Origin of the sequence: Pseudomonas sp. 1928-m, from assembly GCF_029269135.1 — a bacterium.
Taxonomy (GTDB): domain Bacteria; phylum Pseudomonadota; class Gammaproteobacteria; order Pseudomonadales; family Pseudomonadaceae; genus Aquipseudomonas.
The window spans coordinates 1,360,356-1,379,626 of the sequence record NZ_JARIXO010000001.1 but is presented as its reverse complement, the minus strand read 5'-3'; the positions used below and the strand labels follow the sequence as shown (position 1 = coordinate 1,379,626).

Genomic DNA, 19,271 nt, shown 5'->3' with positions numbered 1-19,271 from the left:
TCAACAGACCATCAACACAAGAAGGCAAAGGAACGCCCATGAAGAAAGTCATCCTGCTGCTGAGCGCTGTAGCGCTTTTCCAACACTGGGACACTGTGCAGCGCTGGTTTCAACCACCACTGGCCGATCGGCCGGGCGACGTAGTGCTGTATGCCACGCAATGGTGCGGCTACTGCGCGAAAACCCGCGAGCAACTGGCGCAGGACCAGATAGCCTACCGAGAAATCGATATCGAGAAAGACCCCGCCGGCCAGGCGACCTTCAAGGCCCTGGGTGGGCGCGGCGTGCCCTTGCTGGATATCAAGGGCACGCTTATTCACGGCTACGACCCACAGGCGATGCGCGCCGCGTACTGAAACATCAGCGCGCAACAGATCGTAAAAACGTGTTTACAGCGCTTTGATGGCAAAGCCCAAACGCGGGAAATGCACATGCACGGTGCCGGCGCGTTCATCCTCGCGGCGCAGGATCAGCTCTTCAACACCGGCGAATACCAGCTCGCCCTCCACCGGGTCGACGCCGTAATCGGTGGCGGCAATCTGCACCCGCTGACCAACCGCGAAGCCGTTGGGTTCGACAAACTGCTCATCCGGCAGGGCCGCCGGCGTCGCCGCACGGGCGATGGCGATAGCGTCTTCTGCACTCAGCGCACTGGACGCGCCATGACCAAAGCCCAGCACGCGACCTAGCCAGGCGCTGACATGCGGATAGGCGTCGACCAGCGGCGCGGTCACCGGGGTGCCTTTGAGGAACCACAGACAATGGGCCAGAGAGAAGTCAGCAATCGACGGCTCACCGAACAGGAAGTCGCCCTCCTCGCGCGCCAGTTGCTGCTCCACCCGTGCCATCAGCGACGGCCAGTTGTGCTTGGCGACCTCAGCAGATAGACGCGTGGCGCTGCCGCCGCTGAACAGGCCGGCACGGTCGGCGATAAAGGCCTTGATCGCCTCCGGCGGCAGCTTGCCAAAACGCACGGCCACCGACTCCGGCTGAAACACCAGGCTCACCGCATGCTGGAATATCAGCGAATCAACCCACTGGGCAAAGCTCGCTACGACGAATTCCTGACCCTCCGGAAACAGCGACGGGGTGGCCTTCTCCGCGTCCAGACGACGTGCAATCAACGCGGTATCACAGTAGATATCGGCACCCACCTGCAGCACCGGGGTCTTGCGATAGCCGCCGGTCAGCGCCAACAGATCGGGCTTGGGCATGATTCGCGGAATGTCCACCGAGCGCCAGGACAGCTGCTTGAAGCCCAGCATCAGGCGCGCCTTCTCGGCAAAGGGTGAGGCATCGTAGTGGTGCAGGATCAACTCGTGCATAACAGGCTCCGCTGCAATCAGATAAAGGAACCAGCTTAACCCTGCACAGCGCTGCGGCCTACCCGGCTAGGCTGATGATGCTTTATCAGCCGCAACGATAACCGCGGTCGCCACCAGGGCCTCCTTGGCCGCTTTGGCCAAGGCCTTGATCGCCCGCTCGCGACGCAGCGCATCGCCTTTGCCGGCACAGGGTTCGATATACACCAGCGCCTGGGCCGGACTGGAATAAAAGAAGCGTGCGCCCTTGCCGCTCTGGTGTTTGGCAAAGCGCTTGTGCGGATCGTCGCTGATGCCGCAGTACAACGCGCCATTGGCCGCCCGCACCAGGTAGACAAACCAGGGCTTGGCGGCGGCAGGAGTTTCCACAGAGATCACATCAGGCATCACGAAGATCGGCAGACAGGCAAAGAAGGTCGCAGAGCTTAACGGCTCTTCTGAAAAGCCGCTAAGCCTTTGGCTGCCTGCTGGCGAATGGCGTTCTGCACAAACGGCGCCCAGCCCAGCAGTCGACCTTTAAGGCCCAGCGCCTGACCGGCCCAGCGCCACAAGTCGAAGTGGTCGCGGTGCTCGCTGATCTTGCCATCGCGAAAGCGGAAGTTGGCCTCGATATGGTTGACCACCTGATTGCCCGTCTGGCTGAAGGTGTAAGTAGCCACCCAGCGCGCACGCCCGGAATGATCATCCGCCGCCACGCCGTCAAAGGTCAGGGAAAAACCCTGAGCCTTGGCGCAGAGCATGCGCCACATATCACCGGCGGCCGCACCGCGCAGGTCGGTAAACACCGGGTCACTGAATTGCACGTCCTCGCTGTAACAGCTGGCCATGGTCTCGGCATCCAGCTGCTGGAAGGCCTGGTAGAAGCGGGTGATCAGCGCGGCGTTGGGGTGAGTCATGGGGCGAACTCCGATAGGAAACGTGCGAGCAGTATTGTCGTTAAATCGCCACTGCGCGATTGGCGCAAAAGACACACTTGTGTCAATAATCGCCAACTTTCATAAAGTTTGAACACTCCATGCTGAAAATCGCCCTGTATGTCTGCCCGCAAACCGTATGTTCCAGCCTGAGCATGGCCATGGACGCTTTTGTCCTGGCCAACCGCCTGGCCGAGCAGCGACTGTTCGAGCTGCAGCGCGTAAGCCTGGATGGGCAAGCGGTCGATCTGGGCTTTGCGCAGATCCAGGTGGATGGCGACCTGAGTCTGGCCGAACACGCCGACCTGATTCTGCTCGCCGCCAGCGGCAGCGCTATCGACAGTACCTTGGCCGACAACGCCGCGCTGCTGCCCTGGCTGGCGCAGCGCCCCCCGCACCAGCAATTGGCAAGCCTGTGCAGCAGCGCTTTTCTCCTGGCCGCCGCTGGCGTGCTCAACGCTCGACGTGCCACCACCCATTGGGCGCTGGCCAGCCAGTTCCGCGAGCGTTTTCCGCTGGTCAAGCTGCAGATCGAGCAACTGGTGTGCGAAGACGGCCACCTGCTCAGCTCCGGCGGGGCGCACGCCGGGCTTGATCTGTGTCTGCACCTGATCCGCCAGCATGGCGGCGACGGCCTGGCGCAGCAGGTCGCTAATGCCCTGGTCTTCGACAGCCAGCGCGGCCTGCAATCGCGCTTTGCCCCGCTGCTGCCACCGGCCAGCAGTGATTGCCAGCTCGCACCGGTGTTGCAGTGGCTGCACCGCCATCACAGCGAAGCTATCGACCTTAATCGTCTAGCCGCCCAGGCCAACTGTTCATCGCGCACCCTGCTGCGACGTTTCAAAGCCAGCACCGGGCTAACACCCAACGATTATCTGCAGCGTGTACGCATCAGCGCTGCGCAGCGCGCCCTGCGCAGCCCGGCGTCACTGGAGCAAATCGCCGAACAGGTCGGTTACGCCGACCGCGCCACCTTTGCCAAGCTGTTCAAGCAGCTCTGCGGGGAAAGCCCTGGAGCGTTTCGCAAGCGCCTGCGTCAACCAAGCTAAACGTCGCAGCAACGTATCAAGATGCCGCGCCAGCGCTTGTCGAAAAAGACCATAAAGTCCAGAATGGATTTAATTGTTTAATTCGTTGCGGAGCCGCCCATGTCGACCACCCCTTATGTGCTGGATAAAACCGCTGCCGAAGAGCTGCTGGCCCAGGTCGATGTACACCAGGCCATGGTCACCATGTTCCGCGAGCTAGCCGCCGGTAATGCGGTGCAGCCGGCGCAGCAACTGGTGGAGTTTCCCAATGGCGGCGGCGACTTTATCAACTACCTAGGTGTGCTAGCCGGGGCCGGTGTTTACGGGGTGAAAACCTCGCCCTATATCGTCCGCGAGCAAGGCCCGCTGATTACCGCCTGGACGCTGCTGATGTCGATGCAGACCGGCCAGCCGTTGCTGCTGTGCGACGCCGGCAGCCTGACCACCGCGCGCACCGCCGCCACCACCGCAGTGGCCGTGGATGCCCTGGCCACGCCCGAAGCCAGCCGCCTGGCGGTGATCGGCAGCGGCGCCGTGGCCCAGGCACATGTGCATTACGCCAAACAGCTGCGCCCCTGGCAGAGCATCCGCATCTACTCGCCAGGCCTGGCCGGGAAAACCGGCGCGCAACTGCTCAAGCTGCAGCAACTCGACCCACGTATCCAGCTGTGCGCCAGCCAGGCAGACGCCATTCGCGATGCCGATGTGGTGATGCTCTGCACCTCATCGGCGAAACCGTTGCTCGACCCAACCGAGCTGGATAAACCGGCGCTGATCACTTCAATCAGCACCAACGCGCCGCGCGCCCATGAAGTCACGCCTGCCAGCCTGCTGAATATGGATGTCTACTGCGACTACCGCGCCACCACGCCAAACAGCGCCGGGGAAATGCTTCTGGCCAGCGAGCTGGGCTGGAACAGTGCCAACATCCTGGGTGATCTGGCCGAACTCGTCAGTGGTAAGGCGACTCGCCCGGACTACCGCCGCTCGGTATTTTTCCGCTCCATCGGCCTGGGCCTGGAAGATGTTGCCCTGGCCCACGCGCTCTACCAGCTCAAGCAGGAGGCCTGCTGATGTACCAGGCGGACTACCTGATCATCGGCGCCGGTATTGCTGGCGCTTCTACCGGTTACTTTCTCGCCGCCCATGGCAAAACCATCCTGCTAGAACGCGAGCAGCTGCCCGGCTATCACTCCACCGGCCGCTCTGCCGCGCTCTACACCGTGGCCTACGGCACGCCCCAGGTGCGCGCCCTGACCGCCGCCAGCCGCGCGTTCTACGATGCGCCGCCGGCCGGCTTTGCCGAACACCCGTTGCTGACCCCGCGTGGTGAACTGGTGGTGGATTTCACGGGTGATGCCGCCGAGCTGCAGCGTCAATTCGATAGCGGCAAAGCCAGCGTGCCAGAGATGCGCCTGCTTAGCGCCGATGAAGCCTGCGCCCTGGTGCCGGTGCTGCGCCGCGACAAGGTGCAGGCCGCTATGCTCGACCCCAGCGCCGCCGATATCGACACCGACGCCCTGCATCAGGGCTACCTGCGCGGCATACGCCAGCAGGGCGGGGAAATCCACAATAGCTGCGAAGTGCTGCGCATCCAGCGTGATGGCGACGCCTGGCTGGTTGATTGCGGCAGCGCGCAATACCGCGCCAAGGTACTGATCAACGCCGCCGGCGGCTGGTGCGACCAGATCGCCGCCCTGGCTGGCGTGGTGCCGATTGGGTTGATCCCCAAACGCCGCGCCGCCTTTACCTTTAACGGGCCCGAGGGCATCGACTGCCATGCCTGGCCCTGCGTGGTCAGCCTGGATGAATCCTTCTACTTCAAGCCCGATGCTGGCCTGCTGCTCGGCTCGCCCGCCAACGCCGACCCGGTCGAGCCTCACGATGTGCAACCGGAGGAGCTGGATATCGCCCTGGGCATCTACCAGATCGAGGAACACACCAGCCTGAACATTCGTCGCCCGGCGCATACCTGGGCCGGCCTGCGCTCCTTTGTCGCCGATGGCGATCTGGTCGGCGGCTTCGACCCGCAGGTGGCGGGCTTCTTCTGGGTCGCTGCGCAAGGCGGTTACGGCATCCAGACTTCCGCCGCCATGGGCATGGCCTGCGCCGCCCTGGCCCGTGGTGAGCCATTGCCCGAGCACTTGCGCCAGTTTGGCCTGACGGAAGCCATGCTATCGCCCGCCCGCCTGGCAGGCCGTTGAAAAACTACCTGCGTGGCCATCGCGGCGTTAAAAACAGGCTCAAAATGCTCATTTACAGCTCGTAAACTCCGCTTTTTCGCCTGTTTTTGCCTTGCGCTGGCTGCCTCGCCAACGTTTTTCAACAGCCTGCACCGATAGCTGCGCGCAGCGCCCGAGGATGACGCCTCGGGCGCTTTGCGGCACACTCGCAACGCCACCTGAGCCCGAAGAGTTAGCCGCATGACGCCGCCCCGCCCTGCCCCCGAGCTGGACAACTACCGCACCATCGCCGACGCCATCGCCACGCTGTTCTTCCCCCACGCCGAAGTGGTGCTGCACGACCTGCGCACGCAGAAGGTCGACTACATCGCCAACAACATCTCCAAGCGCGTGATCGGCGATGACGCAGCGTTAGAGGACATGCTCAGCGGCGAAGTCGACGAACGCACCATCGGCCCTTATGAAAAGCTCAACTGGGATGGCCAGAAGATCCGCTCGGTCAGCAGCGTACTGCGCGACGCCAACGGCACGCCCATCGCCGTACTGTGCATCAACCTGAATATCTCGATGTTTGAAACCGCCAAGCAGGCGCTGGAGCTGTTTCTCTCCTCCAGCAAGCTGGTGCCACAGCCCGACGCACTGTTCCGCGACGACTGGCAAGAGCGCATCAACACCTTCCTGCACAGCTGGCTACGGCAACGCCAACTCGGCCTTAATCTGCTGACCCGCGAGCACAAGCGCGAGCTGGTCGAAGCCCTGCACGCCGAAGGCGCCTTCAAAGGCAAGAGCGCCGCCAACTATGTGGCCAACGTGCTGAATATGGGCCGCGCGACGGTGTACAAGCATCTGAAAGAGATCAAGGGCGAGGCCTGAGCCCGCTCATTCGGCAAGGAGTGCCAGACATGCAACGCTTTCTCGGTTTTATCCTCGCAACCATTCAAGCACTGGGCATTCCGCTGATAGCGGGGCTGTTTATCTGCGCCGTCACCGGTGAGCCGCGTCAAACGCTGGAATGGCCATTCTTAATCGATGTCGATTACCCGCTGCTGGAAATACTGCTGCTCTCGCTGCCCAGCATATTGCTCTACGCCGCCCTCATCAGAGTGCTGAAAAGCCGCCGCTGGCGAGCGGCCTACTTTGCTCTGCTCGCTGTGCTTGCGGCCTATTTCAGCTGCGTGGTTTTCGCCCAGGCTTTTGGTAATACCTGGACGAGTTCGGAGATTTTCTTCGCACTGTTTCTCGGGCACTTGCACCTACTTGCAATCGCCCTGCTACCCGGCCTGCTGCTGTGGTGGCTTATTGATGTACTCACAATGGCGATACGCGGACGTCTGTCGCAGGCGTGAGCACGTCACGCATCGGCGACCGTCCACAAGCGCTTTCGCGCAAAAACCACCCTCGCCACACCAGCTAATTTGTCGCCTCTGCCGCTAAAAAACCTATAGCCCAAGCCCTCTGCCAAGCCGCTGCGGCGCTTTGCGGGCGGGCACGCTTTTACCTTGCCAGCGACGACAAAAATCATAATTTCGCCATTCCTCGGCTCCGAACAGAATGCGGCCAAGCCCCACCGTCAGCCGCAATAGAACAACAACGATCGGAATCAGAGGACCCCTGTCATGACCGACCTGAATCAAAGCGCCTTGCATATGCACACCGGCGCGAGCCTTGAAGGAACAGAAATCGACACCCTGGTGGTCGGTGCCGGTCAGGCCGGTGTGGCCATCAGCGAGCACCTGAGCAAACTCGGCGTGCCGCACCTGGTGCTGGAGCGCAACCGAATCGCCGAAGCCTGGCGCACCGGCCGCTGGGATTCGCTGGTGGCCAATGGGCCGGCCTGGCACGACCGCTTCCCTGGTCTTGAATTCGACGACCTCGACGCCGACGCCTTCGCGCCGAAAGAACGCATGGCCGCCTACTTCGAGGCCTACGCCAAGAAGTTCAACGCACCGATCCGTACCGGCGTGGAAGTGAAGAACGTGGTGCGTAACAGCGACCGTCCAGGCTTCACCATTGAAACCTCCGCCGGCGTGATCCAGGCCAACCGCGTGGTCTGCGCCACCGGGCCGTTCCAGCGCCCGGTGATTCCGCCGATTGCGCCCAAGGACGAGAAACTGACGCAGATCCACTCCGCGCAGTACTTCAACCCGCAGCAACTACCGGACGGTGCCGTGCTGGTGGTCGGTGCCGGCTCGTCAGGCGTGCAAATCGCCGATGAACTGCAGCGCGCCGGGCGCAAGGTCTACCTCTCGGTCGGCCCGCATGATCGGCCGCCGCGCAGCTACCGCAACCGTGACTTCTGCTGGTGGCTTGGCGTGCTCGGCGAGTGGGATGCGGAAGCCGCTCAGCCGGGCAAGGAGCACGTGACCATCGCCGTCAGCGGTGCCCGTGGCGGCCACACCGTGGACTTTCGTGGCTTGGCCCATCAGGGCATGACCCTGGTCGGGCTGACCAAAGCCTTCGACAACGGTGTGGTGACCTTCCAGCAGGACCTGCTGGAGAACCTCAAGAACGGCGATAAGAACTACCTGGCGCTGCTGGATGCCGCCGACGCCTATATCGCCCGCAACGGTCTCGATCTGCCCGAAGAGCCGGAAGCCCGCGCCAGTTATCCGGAGCCGGACTGCGTGACCAAGCCGCTGCTGGAACTGGACCTGGCCAAGGCCGGCGTCACCTCAATCATCTGGGCCACGGGCTATGCCGTGGATTTCAGCTGGCTGCAGGTAAACGCCTTCGACGCCAAGGGCAAGCCGCAGCATCAGCGCGGCGTATCCAGTGAGCCGGGGGTGTACTTCCTCGGCCTGCCGTGGCTGTCGCGTCGCGGTTCGAGCTTTATCTGGGGCGTGTGGCACGACGCCAAACACGTCGCTGGGCATATCGCCACCCAGCGCACCTACCTCGCTTATCGCGATAGCGCAGCACGGCAAACCGCCGACTGAACGCAACAACCGAGCCGCTGGCACAAACCTGCTGTGCCAGTTCAACCAGCCCGATTAAAGGAAGCCCGTTGATGCCCACTCATACCCGCATCCGCATGTTCAACACCAAAGACACCTACCCCAACCAGAGCCTGGACAACGACCTGTGCCAGGCCGTGCGCGCCGGCAACACCGTGTATGTACGCGGGCAGATCGGCACCGACTTCAGCGGCAAGCTGGTCGGCCTTGGCGACCCCCGCGCCCAGGCCGAACAGGCCATGAAGAACGTCAAGCAACTGCTCGAAGAGGCCGGCAGCGACCTGTCACATATCGTCAAAACCACCACCTACCTGACCGATCCGCGCTACCGCGAGCCGGTCTACCAGGAAGTCGGCAAGTGGCTCAAAGGCGTGTTCCCGATCTCCACCGGCCTGGTGATCAGCGGCCTTGGTCAGCCCGAGTGGTTGATGGAGATCGATGTGATCGCGGTCATCCCGGACGACCAGCCATAAGCGAGATAAGTAGGGTGGATGACGCTTCACCCATCCACCATGGGCCACACGGTGGACGGGAAAAGCGCCAGCTACGCGCCCCGATCCACCCGAGCAATTACAAGGAATAAGCAATGACCTTTTCCATCGTCGGTCGCTGCGCCGAAACCGGCCAGCTGGGCATCGCCATCAGCTCATCGAGCATTGCCGTGGGAGCACGCTGTCCCTGGCTGCGCGCCGGGGTTGGTGCGGTGGCCAGCCAGAACATCACCCTGCCGGCCCTCGGCCCGCAGATTCTCGATGCCTTGGAAGCCGGGCTGGAGCCAGCGGCGGCGCTGGACCAGGCGCTCAGTCGCAACGGCTACAGCCAGTATCGCCAGGTCGCGCTGCTCGACAGCCAGGGCCGCAGCGCACTGTTTTCCGGCAGCGAAGCGCTGGGCCTGCACAGCGCCCTGGCCGGCGAGCAATGCGTGGCGGCCGGCAACCTGCTGGCCTCGCCCGCAGTGATCGCCGCCATGATTGATGCCTTCGAACACAGCCAAGGGCTGCTGGCCGACCGCCTGCTCGCGGCCATGCACGCCGCCATGGCGGCCGGTGGCGAAGCCGGGCCAGTGCATTCGGCGGCGCTTAAGGTGGTGGACGACCTCACCTGGCCGCTGATCGACCTGCGTGTGGACTGGGCCGATGACAACCCGATTGGCCAGCTGGACAACCTCTGGCAGGCCTACCGGCCGCAGATGCAGGACTATGTAATCCGCGCCCTCGATCCAACCCGCGCCCCCAGCTACGGCGTACCCGGCGATGAGTAAGCCCAGCAGCCGTGACCTGCTCGCCGAACTCGTGGCCTTCCCCACCGTCAGCCGCGACTCCAACCTGGCGCTGATCGAGTTCGTTCGCGACTACCTCAACAACCTCGGCGTGGCCTGCGAGATCGACTACAACGCGCAGCGAAGCAAGGCCAACCTGTACGCCACCATCGGCCCGATGGACCGTGGCGGCGTACTGCTGTCCGGGCACAGCGACGTAGTGCCAGTGGATGGCCAGGCCTGGACGCTGCCACCTTTCGAGCTAAGCGAGCGCGACGGCAAGCTGTATGGCCGTGGCACCGCCGATATGAAGGGTTTTATCGCCTGCGTGCTGGCCGCCGTGCCGCGTTTTCTCGCCAAGCCTCTGCGCCTGCCGGTGCATCTGGCGTTTTCCTATGACGAGGAGGTCGGTTGTCTGGGCGTGCGCTCATTGCTGGCCGACTTGCAGCAGCGCCCCAACAAACCCGTACTGTGCATTATTGGCGAGCCCACCGAACTCAAACCGGTGCTCGGCCACAAGGGCAAACTGGCCATGCGCTGCCAGGTGCAGGGCGCGGCCTGCCATTCGGCCTACGCGCCACAGGGGGTGAATGCCATCGAATACGCCGCCAAACTGATCAACCGGCTCGGTGAAATCGGCCAGCGTTTGAGCGCCGTCGAGCATCAGGATGCGCGTTTCGATCCGCCCTACTCCACGGTGCAAACCGGGCTGATCAGCGGCGGGCGCGCACTGAATATCGTCCCAGCCGACTGCCAGTTCGACTTCGAGGTACGCGCCCTGCCCAGCGATGATCCGCAACAGGTCGCCGATGAACTGCGCGCCTACGCCGAAACAGAACTGCTGCCGCAGATGCGTCAACGCAGCAGCGCCAGCACCATCGACTTCCAGCCGCTGTCGGCCTACCCCGGCCTGGCCACCGATCCGCATAGCGAAGCGGCCGAACTGCTCGCACTACTTAGCGGCAGCCGCGACTACACCACCGTGGCCTTTGGCACCGAAGGCGGCCTGTTCCACCAGGCCGGCATCCCGACTGTGGTCTGCGGCCCCGGCAGCATGGAGCAGGGCCATAAGCCGGATGAGTTTGTCAGCCTGCAGCAGCTCGATGGCTGCGATGCGCTGTTGGCGCGTTTGGCTGACTGGTTGAAGCAGCCCACCTGAGTCACCCCTTGCCCGCTCTGCGTGGCAGAAGCGCAGAGCGGGCTTTTTTGCAGACTTTAGGGCCAAACAGCCCCTCACCTATGCGCGGGCGCCCGGGGTGCCGCGCGCGTTCTTCTTCTGCAGGATCATCGAGGCTTCGTTGTAGGCATGCTGGAAAGCGTCGCTACCGATCCACTCCACGGCGGTGTCTTCGTCTTCATCGTGGAAGATCCCGCGATAGACGATCAGCAACCCCATCATAAAGTCCGTGGCAGCGTCTTCCGCTTCCTCCGCGACGACCAACTCCAACACCGGGTATTGCAGGAATATCAGGCACATCGCCAACAGACTGATGCCTTCGCCGACCTTCATCGCTTGGAACAGATCGTCGAAGTGCGCCGGGTCGAAACCGTGCTCTTCGATGTCTTTGAAATCGAAGGTGCTCAGGTCGATTTCGACATCATCGAACGGCTCGTTGATCAGCGGATTAGCCAGCAGCGGATGCACCACATGGGCTTTGGCCTTGCCCGACCGGTTCTGCCTGGCTTTGACCTTGGCCCGCTGGGCGCGCTTTTTCTGCTTGTCTGGAGAGGCCATGGAGGCGAGTTCCTTGTTCGATGCAGCCATAGAGATGGCGCGGGATAGTCTGGCGCATAGTGTATTCAGTCTTGGCGGGAGTCGTCGGCCCCAGGGGGCTCATTTTTGGCGACTTTGTGCGACTTGCCAGAGGCAGGTCTGCTCTCAGCCGTCCCTTTAGGCTTTGCCCCCCTTGAGATGACATGGGTGACCTTGCGGCTTGAATCATCAGACTTAACGACTGCAGTTACGCCATTGCGTTTAACCGCAGTAACACGCCTTGTGTTTGAGGGCAGCGCAGCCGCCAACGGTGGTCTTTTGCTGGGTGTAATGGCCGTCATCAGCCCCATCCGCAGGCCAAATTTGCGCAATATTGAATCGACGGTGCTCAAGGTCGGATTGCCTTTGTCCGTTTCCAGCTGGTACAGCGCTCTGGTGGACATGCCACACATTTGGGCAAAGGTTTCCTGATCAAAACCTGTGACCTCCAAACGGAGCCTACGGATAGCCATGCCTAGGGTTAATTCACCATTCGTGTGTAGCTGAATGATCTCGTCGATCAGTTGCTTACGCTGTGCTCCGGTCATGGTCCTCATTGCAGCTCCCAATATCCAAGGTGCCTATCCAGATCGTTCACTGGCAGCGCATTGGATTGGCGGATATCCAGCGGCATATCTACGAGTAAATCCGGCAGTGCTCTGAATGCTTTGGCGGCATCACGGATACGCTCGTACAGATCATCTGGGGCATACCACTGCGGGAAACAGGCACAAATATCACGCCACTTCGGGCTGCCTTTCTTTTCGGCTTGCCATTTCGTTGCCCTTGTTACCCCATCTGCATCCAGAACCATCGGGGCCAGGTCATAGATCGGGGCCAAATCAAACCTTCCCCTGTAGCGGAATATGGATGTGTTGCGACCGTGATTGTCACTGTTGCCAAGGATTCGGTTAAGCAGGTCTCGGCGGATGTACTCAAAGATCAGCTCTGGCACCTCATCGACTTGCCCGCTTATGCACCACAACTCAATCAGCTTCGACAGCACAGCTTCATGCTTGAGCCTCGATCCAGGCTCTGTGTTACCCAGTAAGGAGTAGACCGATTCAACCGCGATCCGCTCGACGCTCTCGCCATCCACGATGCGGTCAAACCGTGGCATCCAAAGGCTGGGCTTTTCGGATTCTTCCAAGCTCAACCCATTAGTCGAAACGGTATTCAGGCCTAGGCTCGACACCGCTTTGTAGTACTGATATTCGGCGCGAAGAATGTTCTTGTCGTTCTCAGTCACCTTGTTCCGGGCGAACTTAACCAGCCAGTGTGCTTGCACGAACGAATCATCGAGCATGGCATCCGCATAAAACTGTCCGTCACGGCTCTCTGCCAGCAATAGCTTTGGGGCTTCACCTTGCGCACCTGTCGCGCCGCCTAGGGCAGCGCCAGCCTCGTAGGCGTACTCAAGGAAATCATTGGTGCGCTCAATAACTTCCTGGCGAGCAAAGGCCTCGGCCCCCGAGTCCTCAAGGGCTTCAACAGACTCTTTCACACGCAGATTGCCGATAGGCGACGGGGTGCATCTGCCCAACAAGAACAGATCAATATCCATTCCATCGGGCTTTTCATCATTAAAACGCTTGAGCAGCGATTGCTTTGCATGACCAGCCGGAATGATGTCGTAAACGAAGGCAGGAAAGCCTTTGCTATCGTCAGAAGCCCAGTTGACTGGCAAGTTAACGCTGACGGCATATTCGAAGATGTTTTCTGTCACATCGTAAAAGGTGGACAGATATTTCGTGCTGTACGAAACCGTACTGCGCGTACCCGCAAGCTGTTGCGCATCCGCAAAACTCAAATCGAGGGCGTCGTGCCATTGGCCGTTTACGTAGGTTTGTATGGTCAGCGCGTCGTACATGGCAGCACCATCAACCGGCATTAAGATGCTGATTATCCTGGATCACTATCACTTAATCGGCAATATAAATCTTTAAACAAGGCAAACCATGCCATTAGTCGGTACTTTAATGCCGACTAATACTTATCTAATGGGGCTGTGGTGATAGCTTATCCGCATGGGCCTTGGCATCCCCCGTGGGGCGAAAGCAGCAGCCCTGGGTGAATGATTGCTTCTGGCCGCCCCCTTCCCGCGATCCACTATTTCGCCACGCCCCCCGCCAACTGCTCCTTACAGAACTCAACAAACAACTGCGCCGGCTTGGTCAGCGGTGCGCGTTTTAGCCAGGCGGCGGCCAAACCGGAGCTGGCCACCGGTTCGCTGATATCCACGGTCACCACCTTCTTGCCGTCGTAAGTGCATTCCGAGTGCGGGCGGGTCACCAGCAGGGAGAAGCCGAAGCCCTGGCCGACCATGCCGCGCACCATCTCTATGGACGGCGAGCTGAAGACGATATTGGGCGCAAGGCCCAGCTCTTCGAACAGGCTGACGAAGTAGGTGCGACTCGGTTGCACGTCGAGCAGGATCATCGGTTCCAGGCATAGATCGCGCAGTGACACCTGGGCCTGGCCGGTAAAGCGATGGCCTTCGGGCAGCAGGGCGTAGGGTTTCTGCGGGGTCATCAGCGGTTCGCTGACGATGGTGGCATCGAGGTCATGGTCGTAGAGGATGGCCAGGTCGAAGCGCCCGGCGGTCAGGCCCTGGATCAGCTCCTGCTGTTCGCCATCGCGGATGCGGATTTCCACGCCCGGATAGAGCGCATTAAAGCCGGCGATCAGTCGCGGCAGATACAGCGGCGCCACGGTTTCGAAGCAGCCGATGTCGATCTGCCCGGCCACCACGTCGTTATCGGCCAGGGCGTTCTGCTCGAACTCGCGGGCCATGCGGATCAGCTCTTGAGCCTTCTTGTAGAAGCGCGCGCCGCCGGGGGTCAGGGATACGCCCTGGGCGTGGTGGCGGATAAACAGCTGCAGGCCGAAGCTCTCCTCCAGGCCCTTGATCGCCGTGGAAATCGATGGCTGGGCGATATACAGCTTGCGCGAGGCCTCGGCGACGCTGCCGCACTCCACGGTGGTGACGAAATACTTGAGCTGACGCAGGGTATAGGCGGCCATGCGGTACCTCCTTAATAGCGGCTTCCTGGCCGTCTTGTACTGATTTTATGCAGCCAACATACCCCAGGCCCGGCACTGGGGCTGCCCAGTTTTTTAATAGGCTGCGAGTATAAATTTACTAATTTTCCTTCTGCCCGACCTGCGCCACCATCAACCTCAACAACCACAAGAAGCCGTTTACGGCCCCGGTATGCCGCTAGCGGCCCAGGAATGAGGATAAAGGCGATGTTGGACCATAGCGATTGGCAGAAGCGCGCCGCCGCGCAAGGCTTTATCACCCAGGCCCTGATCGACGGCCAGTTGCGCCCGGCCCAGAGCGGCGCGACCTTCGCGTCGATCAATCCGGCCACCAACCAGTTGCTGGCCCATGTAGCCGCCTGTGATGCAGCCGATGTCGATGCCGCCGTGGCCAGTGCCCGCCAGGCCTTCGAGCACGGTCCCTGGGCGCGCATGGCACCGCGCGAGCGCAAGCAGGTATTGCTGCGTTTGGCCGAGCTGATCATGGCCAACCGCGAGGAGCTGGCGCTGCTCGACTCGCTGAATATGGGCAAGCCGGTGATGGACGCCTACACCATCGACGTGCCGGGCGCAGCCCAGGTTTTCAGCTGGTACGCCGAAGCCCTGGACAAGCGCTATGACGAAGTAGCGCCGACCGCCAGCGACGCCCTGGCCACCATTACCCGTGAACCGCTGGGCGTGATCGGCGCTGTGGTGCCGTGGAACTTCCCCCTGGACCTGGCCGCCTGGAAACTCGCGCCGGCCCTGGCTGTCGGCAACTCGGTGGTATTGAAGCCTGCCGAGCAATCGCCCTTCTCCGCCCTGCGCCTGGCTCAGCTGGCTTTGGAAGCTGGCGTGCCGGCCGGGGTGCTGAACGTGCTGCCAGGCCTGGGCGAAACGGCCGGCAAGGCCCTGGGCCTGCATATGGATGTCGACTGCCTGGCGTTTACCGGCTCCACCGAGGTGGGCAAGTACTTTATGGCCTACGCGGCGCAGTCCAACCTCAAGCAGGTGTGGCTGGAATGCGGCGGCAAGAGCGCCAACCTGGTATTCGCCGATTGCCAGGATCTGGACCTGGCCGCGGAAAAAGCCGCCTTCGCCATCTTCTTCAACCAGGGCGAAGTCTGCTCAGCCAACTCGCGCCTGCTGGTGCAGCGTGAAATCCACGATGAATTCGTCCAACGTCTGATCGCCAAGGCCCAACAGTGGCAACCGGGCGACCCGCTCAACCCAGCCAGCCGTGCCGGCGCCATCGTCGATGCGCGCCAGGCCGAGCGCATCATGGGCTTTATCGACCGGGCGCAGAGCCAGGGCGCCACGCTGGCCTGTGGCGGCCAGCGCCTGAGCTTAAACGGCTCGGATAGTTTTATCCAACCCACCATCTTCACCCACGTCAGCCCGACTATGCAGCTGGCCCGCGAGGAAGTATTCGGCCCGGTGCTGGCAGTTATCCCCTTCGACAGCGAGGACGAGGCCGTGCGCCTGGCCAACGACTGCCAGTACGGCCTGGCCGCCTCGCTGTGGACCGACAACCTGCACCGCGCCCACCGCGTGGCCAAACGCCTGCGCGCCGGCACTGTGTCGGTGAATACCGTGGACGCCCTGGATGTCTGCGTGCCGTTCGGCGGCTGCAAGCAATCAGGCTTTGGCCGCGACCTGTCGCTGCATGCCTTCGACAAGTACAGCCTGATGAAGACCACCTGGTTCCAGCTGCGCAGCTAATGCGCAGCCGGTAACGGCGCCCCTAGAACACCCCAGACAACTGCGCTGCTTGTAAGGCGCAATGGACAGCTGCGCCCGCAAAAGCGCAGCAGACAACTGCGGCCCCTGCCGCGTGTGGCTCACCTGACACAACAACAAGATTGCAGGAGAACTCCCATGCACGACCCCGATATCAGCCTTGCGGCTCCCGTTGGCCTGGCTCAAGCAAGCGCAGCCGCGCGCACACGCAAACCCAGCCTGGGCCTGACTGCCCTGCTCGCCGTGGCCATCGGCCTGGTGGTGTCACAGGGCGTGATGGTGTTGATGCTGCAAGGCGCGGGCATCGCCGGCCTGGGCTTTCTGATCCCCCTGGCGCTGGCCTTCCTCCTGGCCCTGACCTATGTGCTGTCGTTCGCCGAACTGGCGCTGATGATTCCCCGCGCCGGTAGCCTGAGCAGTTACACCGAGGTTGCCCTGGGGCATTTCCCGGCGATTCTGGCGACCTTCTCCGGTTATGTGGTGGTGGCGATGTTTGCCCTCTCGGCAGAGTTGCTGCTGCTTGACCTGATCATCAACGAGGTCTACCCCGGCGCCTTCCCCAGCATGCTGATCGCCTATGGCGTGCTGGTGGTGTTTACCTTGCTCAACCTGCTGGGTATCGACATTTTCGCCCGCCTGCAATCGGCCCTGGCGCTGATCATGGTCATCGTGCTGCTGGCCCTGGGCCTCGCGGCGGTGACCGGCAGCGGCAGCGAGCCGGCGCTGAGCACGTCCATTACCAGTGACTGGAACCCCATGGGCGCCAGTGTGATGACCCTGGTGGCACTGGCCATCTGGGGCTTTGTCGGCGCCGAGTTCGTTTGCCCGCTGGTGGAAGAGTCGCGCAATCCAAAGCGCAATATCCCCTGGTCGATGATCCTCGGTGTGACGGTGATCTTTATCACCATCGCCCTCTACTGCGTCGGTGCGCTGCTCTATGTGCCGCAGGACGAACTGGCCGGTTCGGCTCTGCCGCACTACCTGTTCGCTACCGCGCTGTTCGGCGAAACCGGGAAAATCTTCCTGGTGGTTGCCGCCATCACTGCCACCTGCAGCACGGTCAACACCTCGCTGGCGGCCATCCCGCGCATGCTCTACGGCATGGCGGTCAACGGACAGGCCTTCCCGCAGTTCAAACTGCTCAGCAAGAAGTACCAGGCACCCTGGGTCGCCGTGCTGTTCGTGGCCGCCATTACTGGCCTGCCAGTGGTGTTTATGGGCGATGACCCAGCCGCCATCGGCCTGTTGCTGCTGGCTGCAGCGGTGGCCTGGCTGCTGGCCTACATCATCTGCCACTTGGATGTGATCGCCCTGCGCCGCCGCTATCCTGATCTGCCACGTCCATTCAAGACGCCCTTCTACCCGCTGCCGCAGATCCTGGGCATCGCCGGTATGCTGGTATCGATCTACTACGTGTCGCCCACCCCGGAGATGACCGCCTCGATCTTCTACAGCGCCGGTGCGGTACTCGGCCTGGTATCGGTCATCGCCGTACTGTGGATCAAACTGGTGATGCGCAAACCCCTGTTCACCCCGGAGCCCATCGACAAGGTGCTGGCACGCAAATGAAGTCCCGCCGGGGGCGTGCCTCCGGCTTACTCGAACACCACAGGTAATCACCGAGGTTGCTGAAAATGACAGTCCCAAACACCCCCAACCGCCAGACTCAGGACTACCAGGCGCTGGATGCCGCCCACCATATCCACGCCTTTCTTGACCAGAAAGCGCTGAATGCCGAAGGGCCACGCGTGATGGTGCGCGGCGAGGGCCTGTACCTCTGGGATAACGACGGTAAGCGCTATCTGGACGGCATGTCCGGGCTGTGGTGCACCAACCTCGGCTACGGCCGCAAGGACCTGGTCGCCGCTGCAAGCAAGCAGATGGAGCAGCTGTCGTACTACAACATGTTCTTCCACACCACTCACCCGGCCGTGGTTGAGCTGTCGGAAACCCTGTTCAGCCTGCTGCCCGCCCATTACAGCCACGCCATCTACACCAACTCTGGCTCCGAGGCCAACGAGGTGCTGATCCGCACCGTGCGCCGCTACTGGCAGATTCTCGGCAAGCCTGAGAAGACGGTGATGATCGGCCGCTGGAACGGTTATCACGGTTCTACCCTGGCCAGCACCGCGCTGGGCGGGATGAAATTTATGCACGAGATGGGCGGCATGCTGCCGGATATCGCGCACATCGACGAACCCTACTGGTACGCCAATGGCGGCGAACTGACCCCGGCCGAATTCGGCCGCCGTTGCGCCTTGCAACTGGAAGAGAAGATTCTTGAGCTGGGCGCGGAAAACGTCGCCGGCTTTATCGCCGAACCTTTCCAGGGCGCCGGCGGCATGATCTTCCCGCCGGAAAGCTACTGGCCGGAAATCCAGCGCATCTGCAGCCAGTACAACGTGCTGCTGTGCGCCGATGAAGTGATCGGCGGGTTCGGCCGCACCGGCGAATGGTTTGCCCACCAGCACTTCGGCTTCCAGCCGGACACCCTGTCCATCGCCAAGGGCCTAACCTCGGGCTATGTGCCCATGGGCGGTTTGGTACTGAGCAAGCGCATCGCCGAGACGCTGGTGGAACAAGGCGGGGTATTCGCCCATGGCCTGACCTATTCCGGCCACCCGGTCGCGGCGGCCGTGGCCCTTGCCAATATCAAGGCGCTGCGTGATGAAGGCGTGGTCAGCCAGGTCAAGGACGACACCGGCCCCTACCTGCAGCAGTGCCTGCGTGAGGTGTTCAGCAATCACCCGCTGGTCGGTGATATCCAGGGCACTGGCTTGGTTGCCGCCCTGCAGTTCGCCGAGGACAAAACCAGCCGCAAGCGCTTCGCCAATGAAGGCGACATCGCCTGGCGCTGCCGCACCATCGGCTTCGAGGAAGGCCTGATCATCCGCTCCACCCAGGGCCGCATGATCATGGCACCCGCCCTGGTGGCTGGGCGCACGGAGCTGGACGAATTGGTGGGCAAAACCAAACTTGCGGTGGATCGCACGGCGATGGAGTTGGGCCTGCTGTAAAACCTGTTCTAGCGTGCCCACAGCCTGCCGGGATAACTCAGTCGCCCGGCAGGCTGAACTTGTGTAACGTCTATCAACAAG

At 62.0% G+C, this 19,271-nt stretch carries 20 protein-coding genes; 13 read left to right on the top strand and 7 right to left on the bottom strand.

Annotated features, from left to right (window positions below; genetic code table 11):
• Positions 1–38 precede the first annotated feature (38 nt).
• Positions 39–356, top strand: a complete 318-nt coding sequence (locus P3C18_RS06145) for a glutaredoxin domain-containing protein (RefSeq protein WP_275960971.1) — start codon at positions 39–41, stop codon at positions 354–356.
• Positions 357–389: 33 nt separating this feature from the next.
• Here the strand turns inward: P3C18_RS06145 and P3C18_RS06140 are convergent, their stop codons facing one another.
• From P3C18_RS06140 to P3C18_RS06130, 3 genes are all read right to left on the bottom strand, one after another.
• Entirely contained in the window at positions 390–1,325 is a 936-nt protein-coding gene (locus tag P3C18_RS06140; RefSeq protein ID WP_275960970.1) for a glutathione S-transferase family protein, read from the bottom strand.
• A 66-nt stretch (positions 1,326–1,391) separates the two neighbouring features.
• Positions 1,392–1,709, bottom strand: coding sequence for a GIY-YIG nuclease family protein (locus P3C18_RS06135; RefSeq protein WP_275960969.1), 318 nt, complete (start codon positions 1,707–1,709; stop codon positions 1,392–1,394).
• A gap of 38 nt (positions 1,710–1,747) precedes the next feature.
• Entirely contained in the window at positions 1,748–2,218 is a 471-nt protein-coding gene (locus P3C18_RS06130) for a nuclear transport factor 2 family protein (protein WP_275960968.1), read from the bottom strand.
• A gap of 119 nt (positions 2,219–2,337) precedes the next feature.
• On the opposite strand from P3C18_RS06130, the gene P3C18_RS06125 reads away from it, so the two are divergent.
• The 9 genes from P3C18_RS06125 to argE all read left to right on the top strand — a co-directional run bounded on the left by P3C18_RS06125 (position 2,338) and on the right by argE (position 10,818).
• On the top strand, positions 2,338–3,285 hold the full coding sequence (locus P3C18_RS06125; protein WP_275960967.1) for a helix-turn-helix domain-containing protein: 948 nt from the start codon (positions 2,338–2,340) through the stop codon (positions 3,283–3,285).
• Between the two features lie 99 nt (positions 3,286–3,384).
• The gene (locus P3C18_RS06120) at positions 3,385–4,338 is read left to right on the top strand and encodes an ornithine cyclodeaminase family protein (RefSeq protein ID WP_275960966.1); all 954 of its coding nucleotides are present in this window, start codon (positions 3,385–3,387) and stop codon (positions 4,336–4,338) included.
• The gene (locus P3C18_RS06115; protein WP_275960965.1) at positions 4,338–5,468 is read left to right on the top strand and encodes an FAD-binding oxidoreductase; all 1,131 of its coding nucleotides are present in this window, start codon (positions 4,338–4,340) and stop codon (positions 5,466–5,468) included. The genes P3C18_RS06120 and P3C18_RS06115 overlap by 1 nt, the downstream gene beginning before the upstream one ends.
• Before the next feature lie 219 nt (positions 5,469–5,687).
• A complete protein-coding gene (locus P3C18_RS06110) occupies positions 5,688–6,320 on the top strand; it encodes a PAS domain-containing protein (protein WP_275960964.1) in 633 nt (210 codons plus the stop codon).
• Positions 6,321–6,349: 29 nt separating this feature from the next.
• On the top strand, positions 6,350–6,793 hold the full coding sequence (locus tag P3C18_RS06105; protein WP_275960963.1) for a hypothetical protein: 444 nt from the start codon (positions 6,350–6,352) through the stop codon (positions 6,791–6,793).
• A gap of 270 nt (positions 6,794–7,063) precedes the next feature.
• Complete coding sequence (locus P3C18_RS06100; RefSeq protein WP_275960962.1) at positions 7,064–8,383, top strand: NAD(P)/FAD-dependent oxidoreductase; 1,320 nt, start codon at positions 7,064–7,066, stop codon at positions 8,381–8,383.
• A 71-nt stretch (positions 8,384–8,454) separates the two neighbouring features.
• A complete protein-coding gene (locus P3C18_RS06095; protein ID WP_275960961.1) occupies positions 8,455–8,874 on the top strand; it encodes a RidA family protein in 420 nt (139 codons plus the stop codon).
• 113 nt (positions 8,875–8,987) lie between these two features.
• Entirely contained in the window at positions 8,988–9,662 is a 675-nt protein-coding gene (locus P3C18_RS06090) for a DUF1028 domain-containing protein (protein WP_275960960.1), read from the top strand.
• Complete coding sequence (gene argE, locus P3C18_RS06085; protein WP_275960959.1) at positions 9,655–10,818, top strand: acetylornithine deacetylase; 1,164 nt, start codon at positions 9,655–9,657, stop codon at positions 10,816–10,818. Before P3C18_RS06090 ends, argE begins: the two co-directional genes overlap by 8 nt.
• Positions 10,819–10,896: 78 nt before the next feature.
• Here the strand turns inward: argE and P3C18_RS06080 are convergent, their stop codons facing one another.
• The 4 genes from P3C18_RS06080 to P3C18_RS06065 all read right to left on the bottom strand — a co-directional run bounded on the left by P3C18_RS06080 (position 10,897) and on the right by P3C18_RS06065 (position 14,436).
• Positions 10,897–11,394: a hypothetical protein gene (locus P3C18_RS06080; RefSeq protein WP_275960958.1), complete on the bottom strand. Its 498-nt coding sequence runs from the start codon at positions 11,392–11,394 to the stop codon at positions 10,897–10,899.
• A gap of 65 nt (positions 11,395–11,459) precedes the next feature.
• Positions 11,460–11,960, bottom strand: a complete 501-nt coding sequence (locus tag P3C18_RS06075) for a helix-turn-helix transcriptional regulator (protein WP_275960957.1) — start codon at positions 11,958–11,960, stop codon at positions 11,460–11,462.
• A gap of 5 nt (positions 11,961–11,965) precedes the next feature.
• Entirely contained in the window at positions 11,966–13,282 is a 1,317-nt protein-coding gene (locus tag P3C18_RS06070; protein WP_275960956.1) for a HipA domain-containing protein, read from the bottom strand.
• A gap of 239 nt (positions 13,283–13,521) precedes the next feature.
• Positions 13,522–14,436, bottom strand: coding sequence for a LysR family transcriptional regulator (locus tag P3C18_RS06065; RefSeq protein ID WP_275960955.1), 915 nt, complete (start codon positions 14,434–14,436; stop codon positions 13,522–13,524).
• 225 nt (positions 14,437–14,661) lie between these two features.
• Here P3C18_RS06065 and P3C18_RS06060 point away from each other — a divergent pair, with 225 nt between their 5' ends.
• From P3C18_RS06060 to P3C18_RS06050, 3 genes are all read left to right on the top strand, one after another.
• Positions 14,662–16,155: an aldehyde dehydrogenase gene (locus P3C18_RS06060; protein ID WP_275960954.1), complete on the top strand. Its 1,494-nt coding sequence runs from the start codon at positions 14,662–14,664 to the stop codon at positions 16,153–16,155.
• Positions 16,156–16,311: 156 nt separating this feature from the next.
• Positions 16,312–17,742 (top strand): APC family permease, encoded by a 1,431-nt coding sequence (locus tag P3C18_RS06055; protein WP_275960953.1) that lies wholly within the window; start codon positions 16,312–16,314, stop codon positions 17,740–17,742.
• A 65-nt stretch (positions 17,743–17,807) separates the two neighbouring features.
• On the top strand, positions 17,808–19,190 hold the full coding sequence (locus P3C18_RS06050) for an aspartate aminotransferase family protein (RefSeq protein ID WP_275960952.1): 1,383 nt from the start codon (positions 17,808–17,810) through the stop codon (positions 19,188–19,190).
• Positions 19,191–19,271 lie beyond the last annotated feature (81 nt).

Excerpts from the sequence above, each read along its gene's own strand:
- P3C18_RS06050 (WP_275960952.1), top strand. The coding sequence starts at position 17,808 with ATGACAGTCCCAAACACCCCCAACCGCCAGACTCAGGACTACCAGGCG.
- P3C18_RS06130 (WP_275960968.1), bottom strand. The coding sequence starts at position 2,218 with ATGACTCACCCCAACGCCGCGCTGATCACCCGCTTCTACCAGGCCTTC.
- P3C18_RS06090 (WP_275960960.1), top strand. The coding sequence starts at position 8,988 with ATGACCTTTTCCATCGTCGGTCGCTGCGCCGAAACCGGCCAGCTGGGC.
- P3C18_RS06055 (WP_275960953.1), top strand. The coding sequence starts at position 16,312 with ATGCACGACCCCGATATCAGCCTTGCGGCTCCCGTTGGCCTGGCTCAA.
- P3C18_RS06080 (WP_275960958.1), bottom strand. The coding sequence starts at position 11,394 with ATGGCCTCTCCAGACAAGCAGAAAAAGCGCGCCCAGCGGGCCAAGGTC.
- P3C18_RS06140 (WP_275960970.1), bottom strand. The coding sequence starts at position 1,325 with ATGCACGAGTTGATCCTGCACCACTACGATGCCTCACCCTTTGCCGAG.
- P3C18_RS06125 (WP_275960967.1), top strand. The coding sequence starts at position 2,338 with ATGCTGAAAATCGCCCTGTATGTCTGCCCGCAAACCGTATGTTCCAGC.
- P3C18_RS06065 (WP_275960955.1), bottom strand. The coding sequence starts at position 14,436 with ATGGCCGCCTATACCCTGCGTCAGCTCAAGTATTTCGTCACCACCGTG.
- argE (WP_275960959.1), top strand. The coding sequence starts at position 9,655 with ATGAGTAAGCCCAGCAGCCGTGACCTGCTCGCCGAACTCGTGGCCTTC.
- P3C18_RS06115 (WP_275960965.1), top strand. The coding sequence starts at position 4,338 with ATGTACCAGGCGGACTACCTGATCATCGGCGCCGGTATTGCTGGCGCT.
- P3C18_RS06120 (WP_275960966.1), top strand. The coding sequence starts at position 3,385 with ATGTCGACCACCCCTTATGTGCTGGATAAAACCGCTGCCGAAGAGCTG.
- P3C18_RS06095 (WP_275960961.1), top strand. The coding sequence starts at position 8,455 with ATGCCCACTCATACCCGCATCCGCATGTTCAACACCAAAGACACCTAC.
- P3C18_RS06100 (WP_275960962.1), top strand. The coding sequence starts at position 7,064 with ATGACCGACCTGAATCAAAGCGCCTTGCATATGCACACCGGCGCGAGC.
- P3C18_RS06135 (WP_275960969.1), bottom strand. The coding sequence starts at position 1,709 with ATGCCTGATGTGATCTCTGTGGAAACTCCTGCCGCCGCCAAGCCCTGG.
- P3C18_RS06060 (WP_275960954.1), top strand. The coding sequence starts at position 14,662 with ATGTTGGACCATAGCGATTGGCAGAAGCGCGCCGCCGCGCAAGGCTTT.
- P3C18_RS06145 (WP_275960971.1), top strand. The coding sequence starts at position 39 with ATGAAGAAAGTCATCCTGCTGCTGAGCGCTGTAGCGCTTTTCCAACAC.
- P3C18_RS06105 (WP_275960963.1), top strand. The coding sequence starts at position 6,350 with ATGCAACGCTTTCTCGGTTTTATCCTCGCAACCATTCAAGCACTGGGC.
- P3C18_RS06075 (WP_275960957.1), bottom strand. The coding sequence starts at position 11,960 with ATGACCGGAGCACAGCGTAAGCAACTGATCGACGAGATCATTCAGCTA.
- P3C18_RS06070 (WP_275960956.1), bottom strand. The coding sequence starts at position 13,282 with ATGTACGACGCGCTGACCATACAAACCTACGTAAACGGCCAATGGCAC.
- P3C18_RS06110 (WP_275960964.1), top strand. The coding sequence starts at position 5,688 with ATGACGCCGCCCCGCCCTGCCCCCGAGCTGGACAACTACCGCACCATC.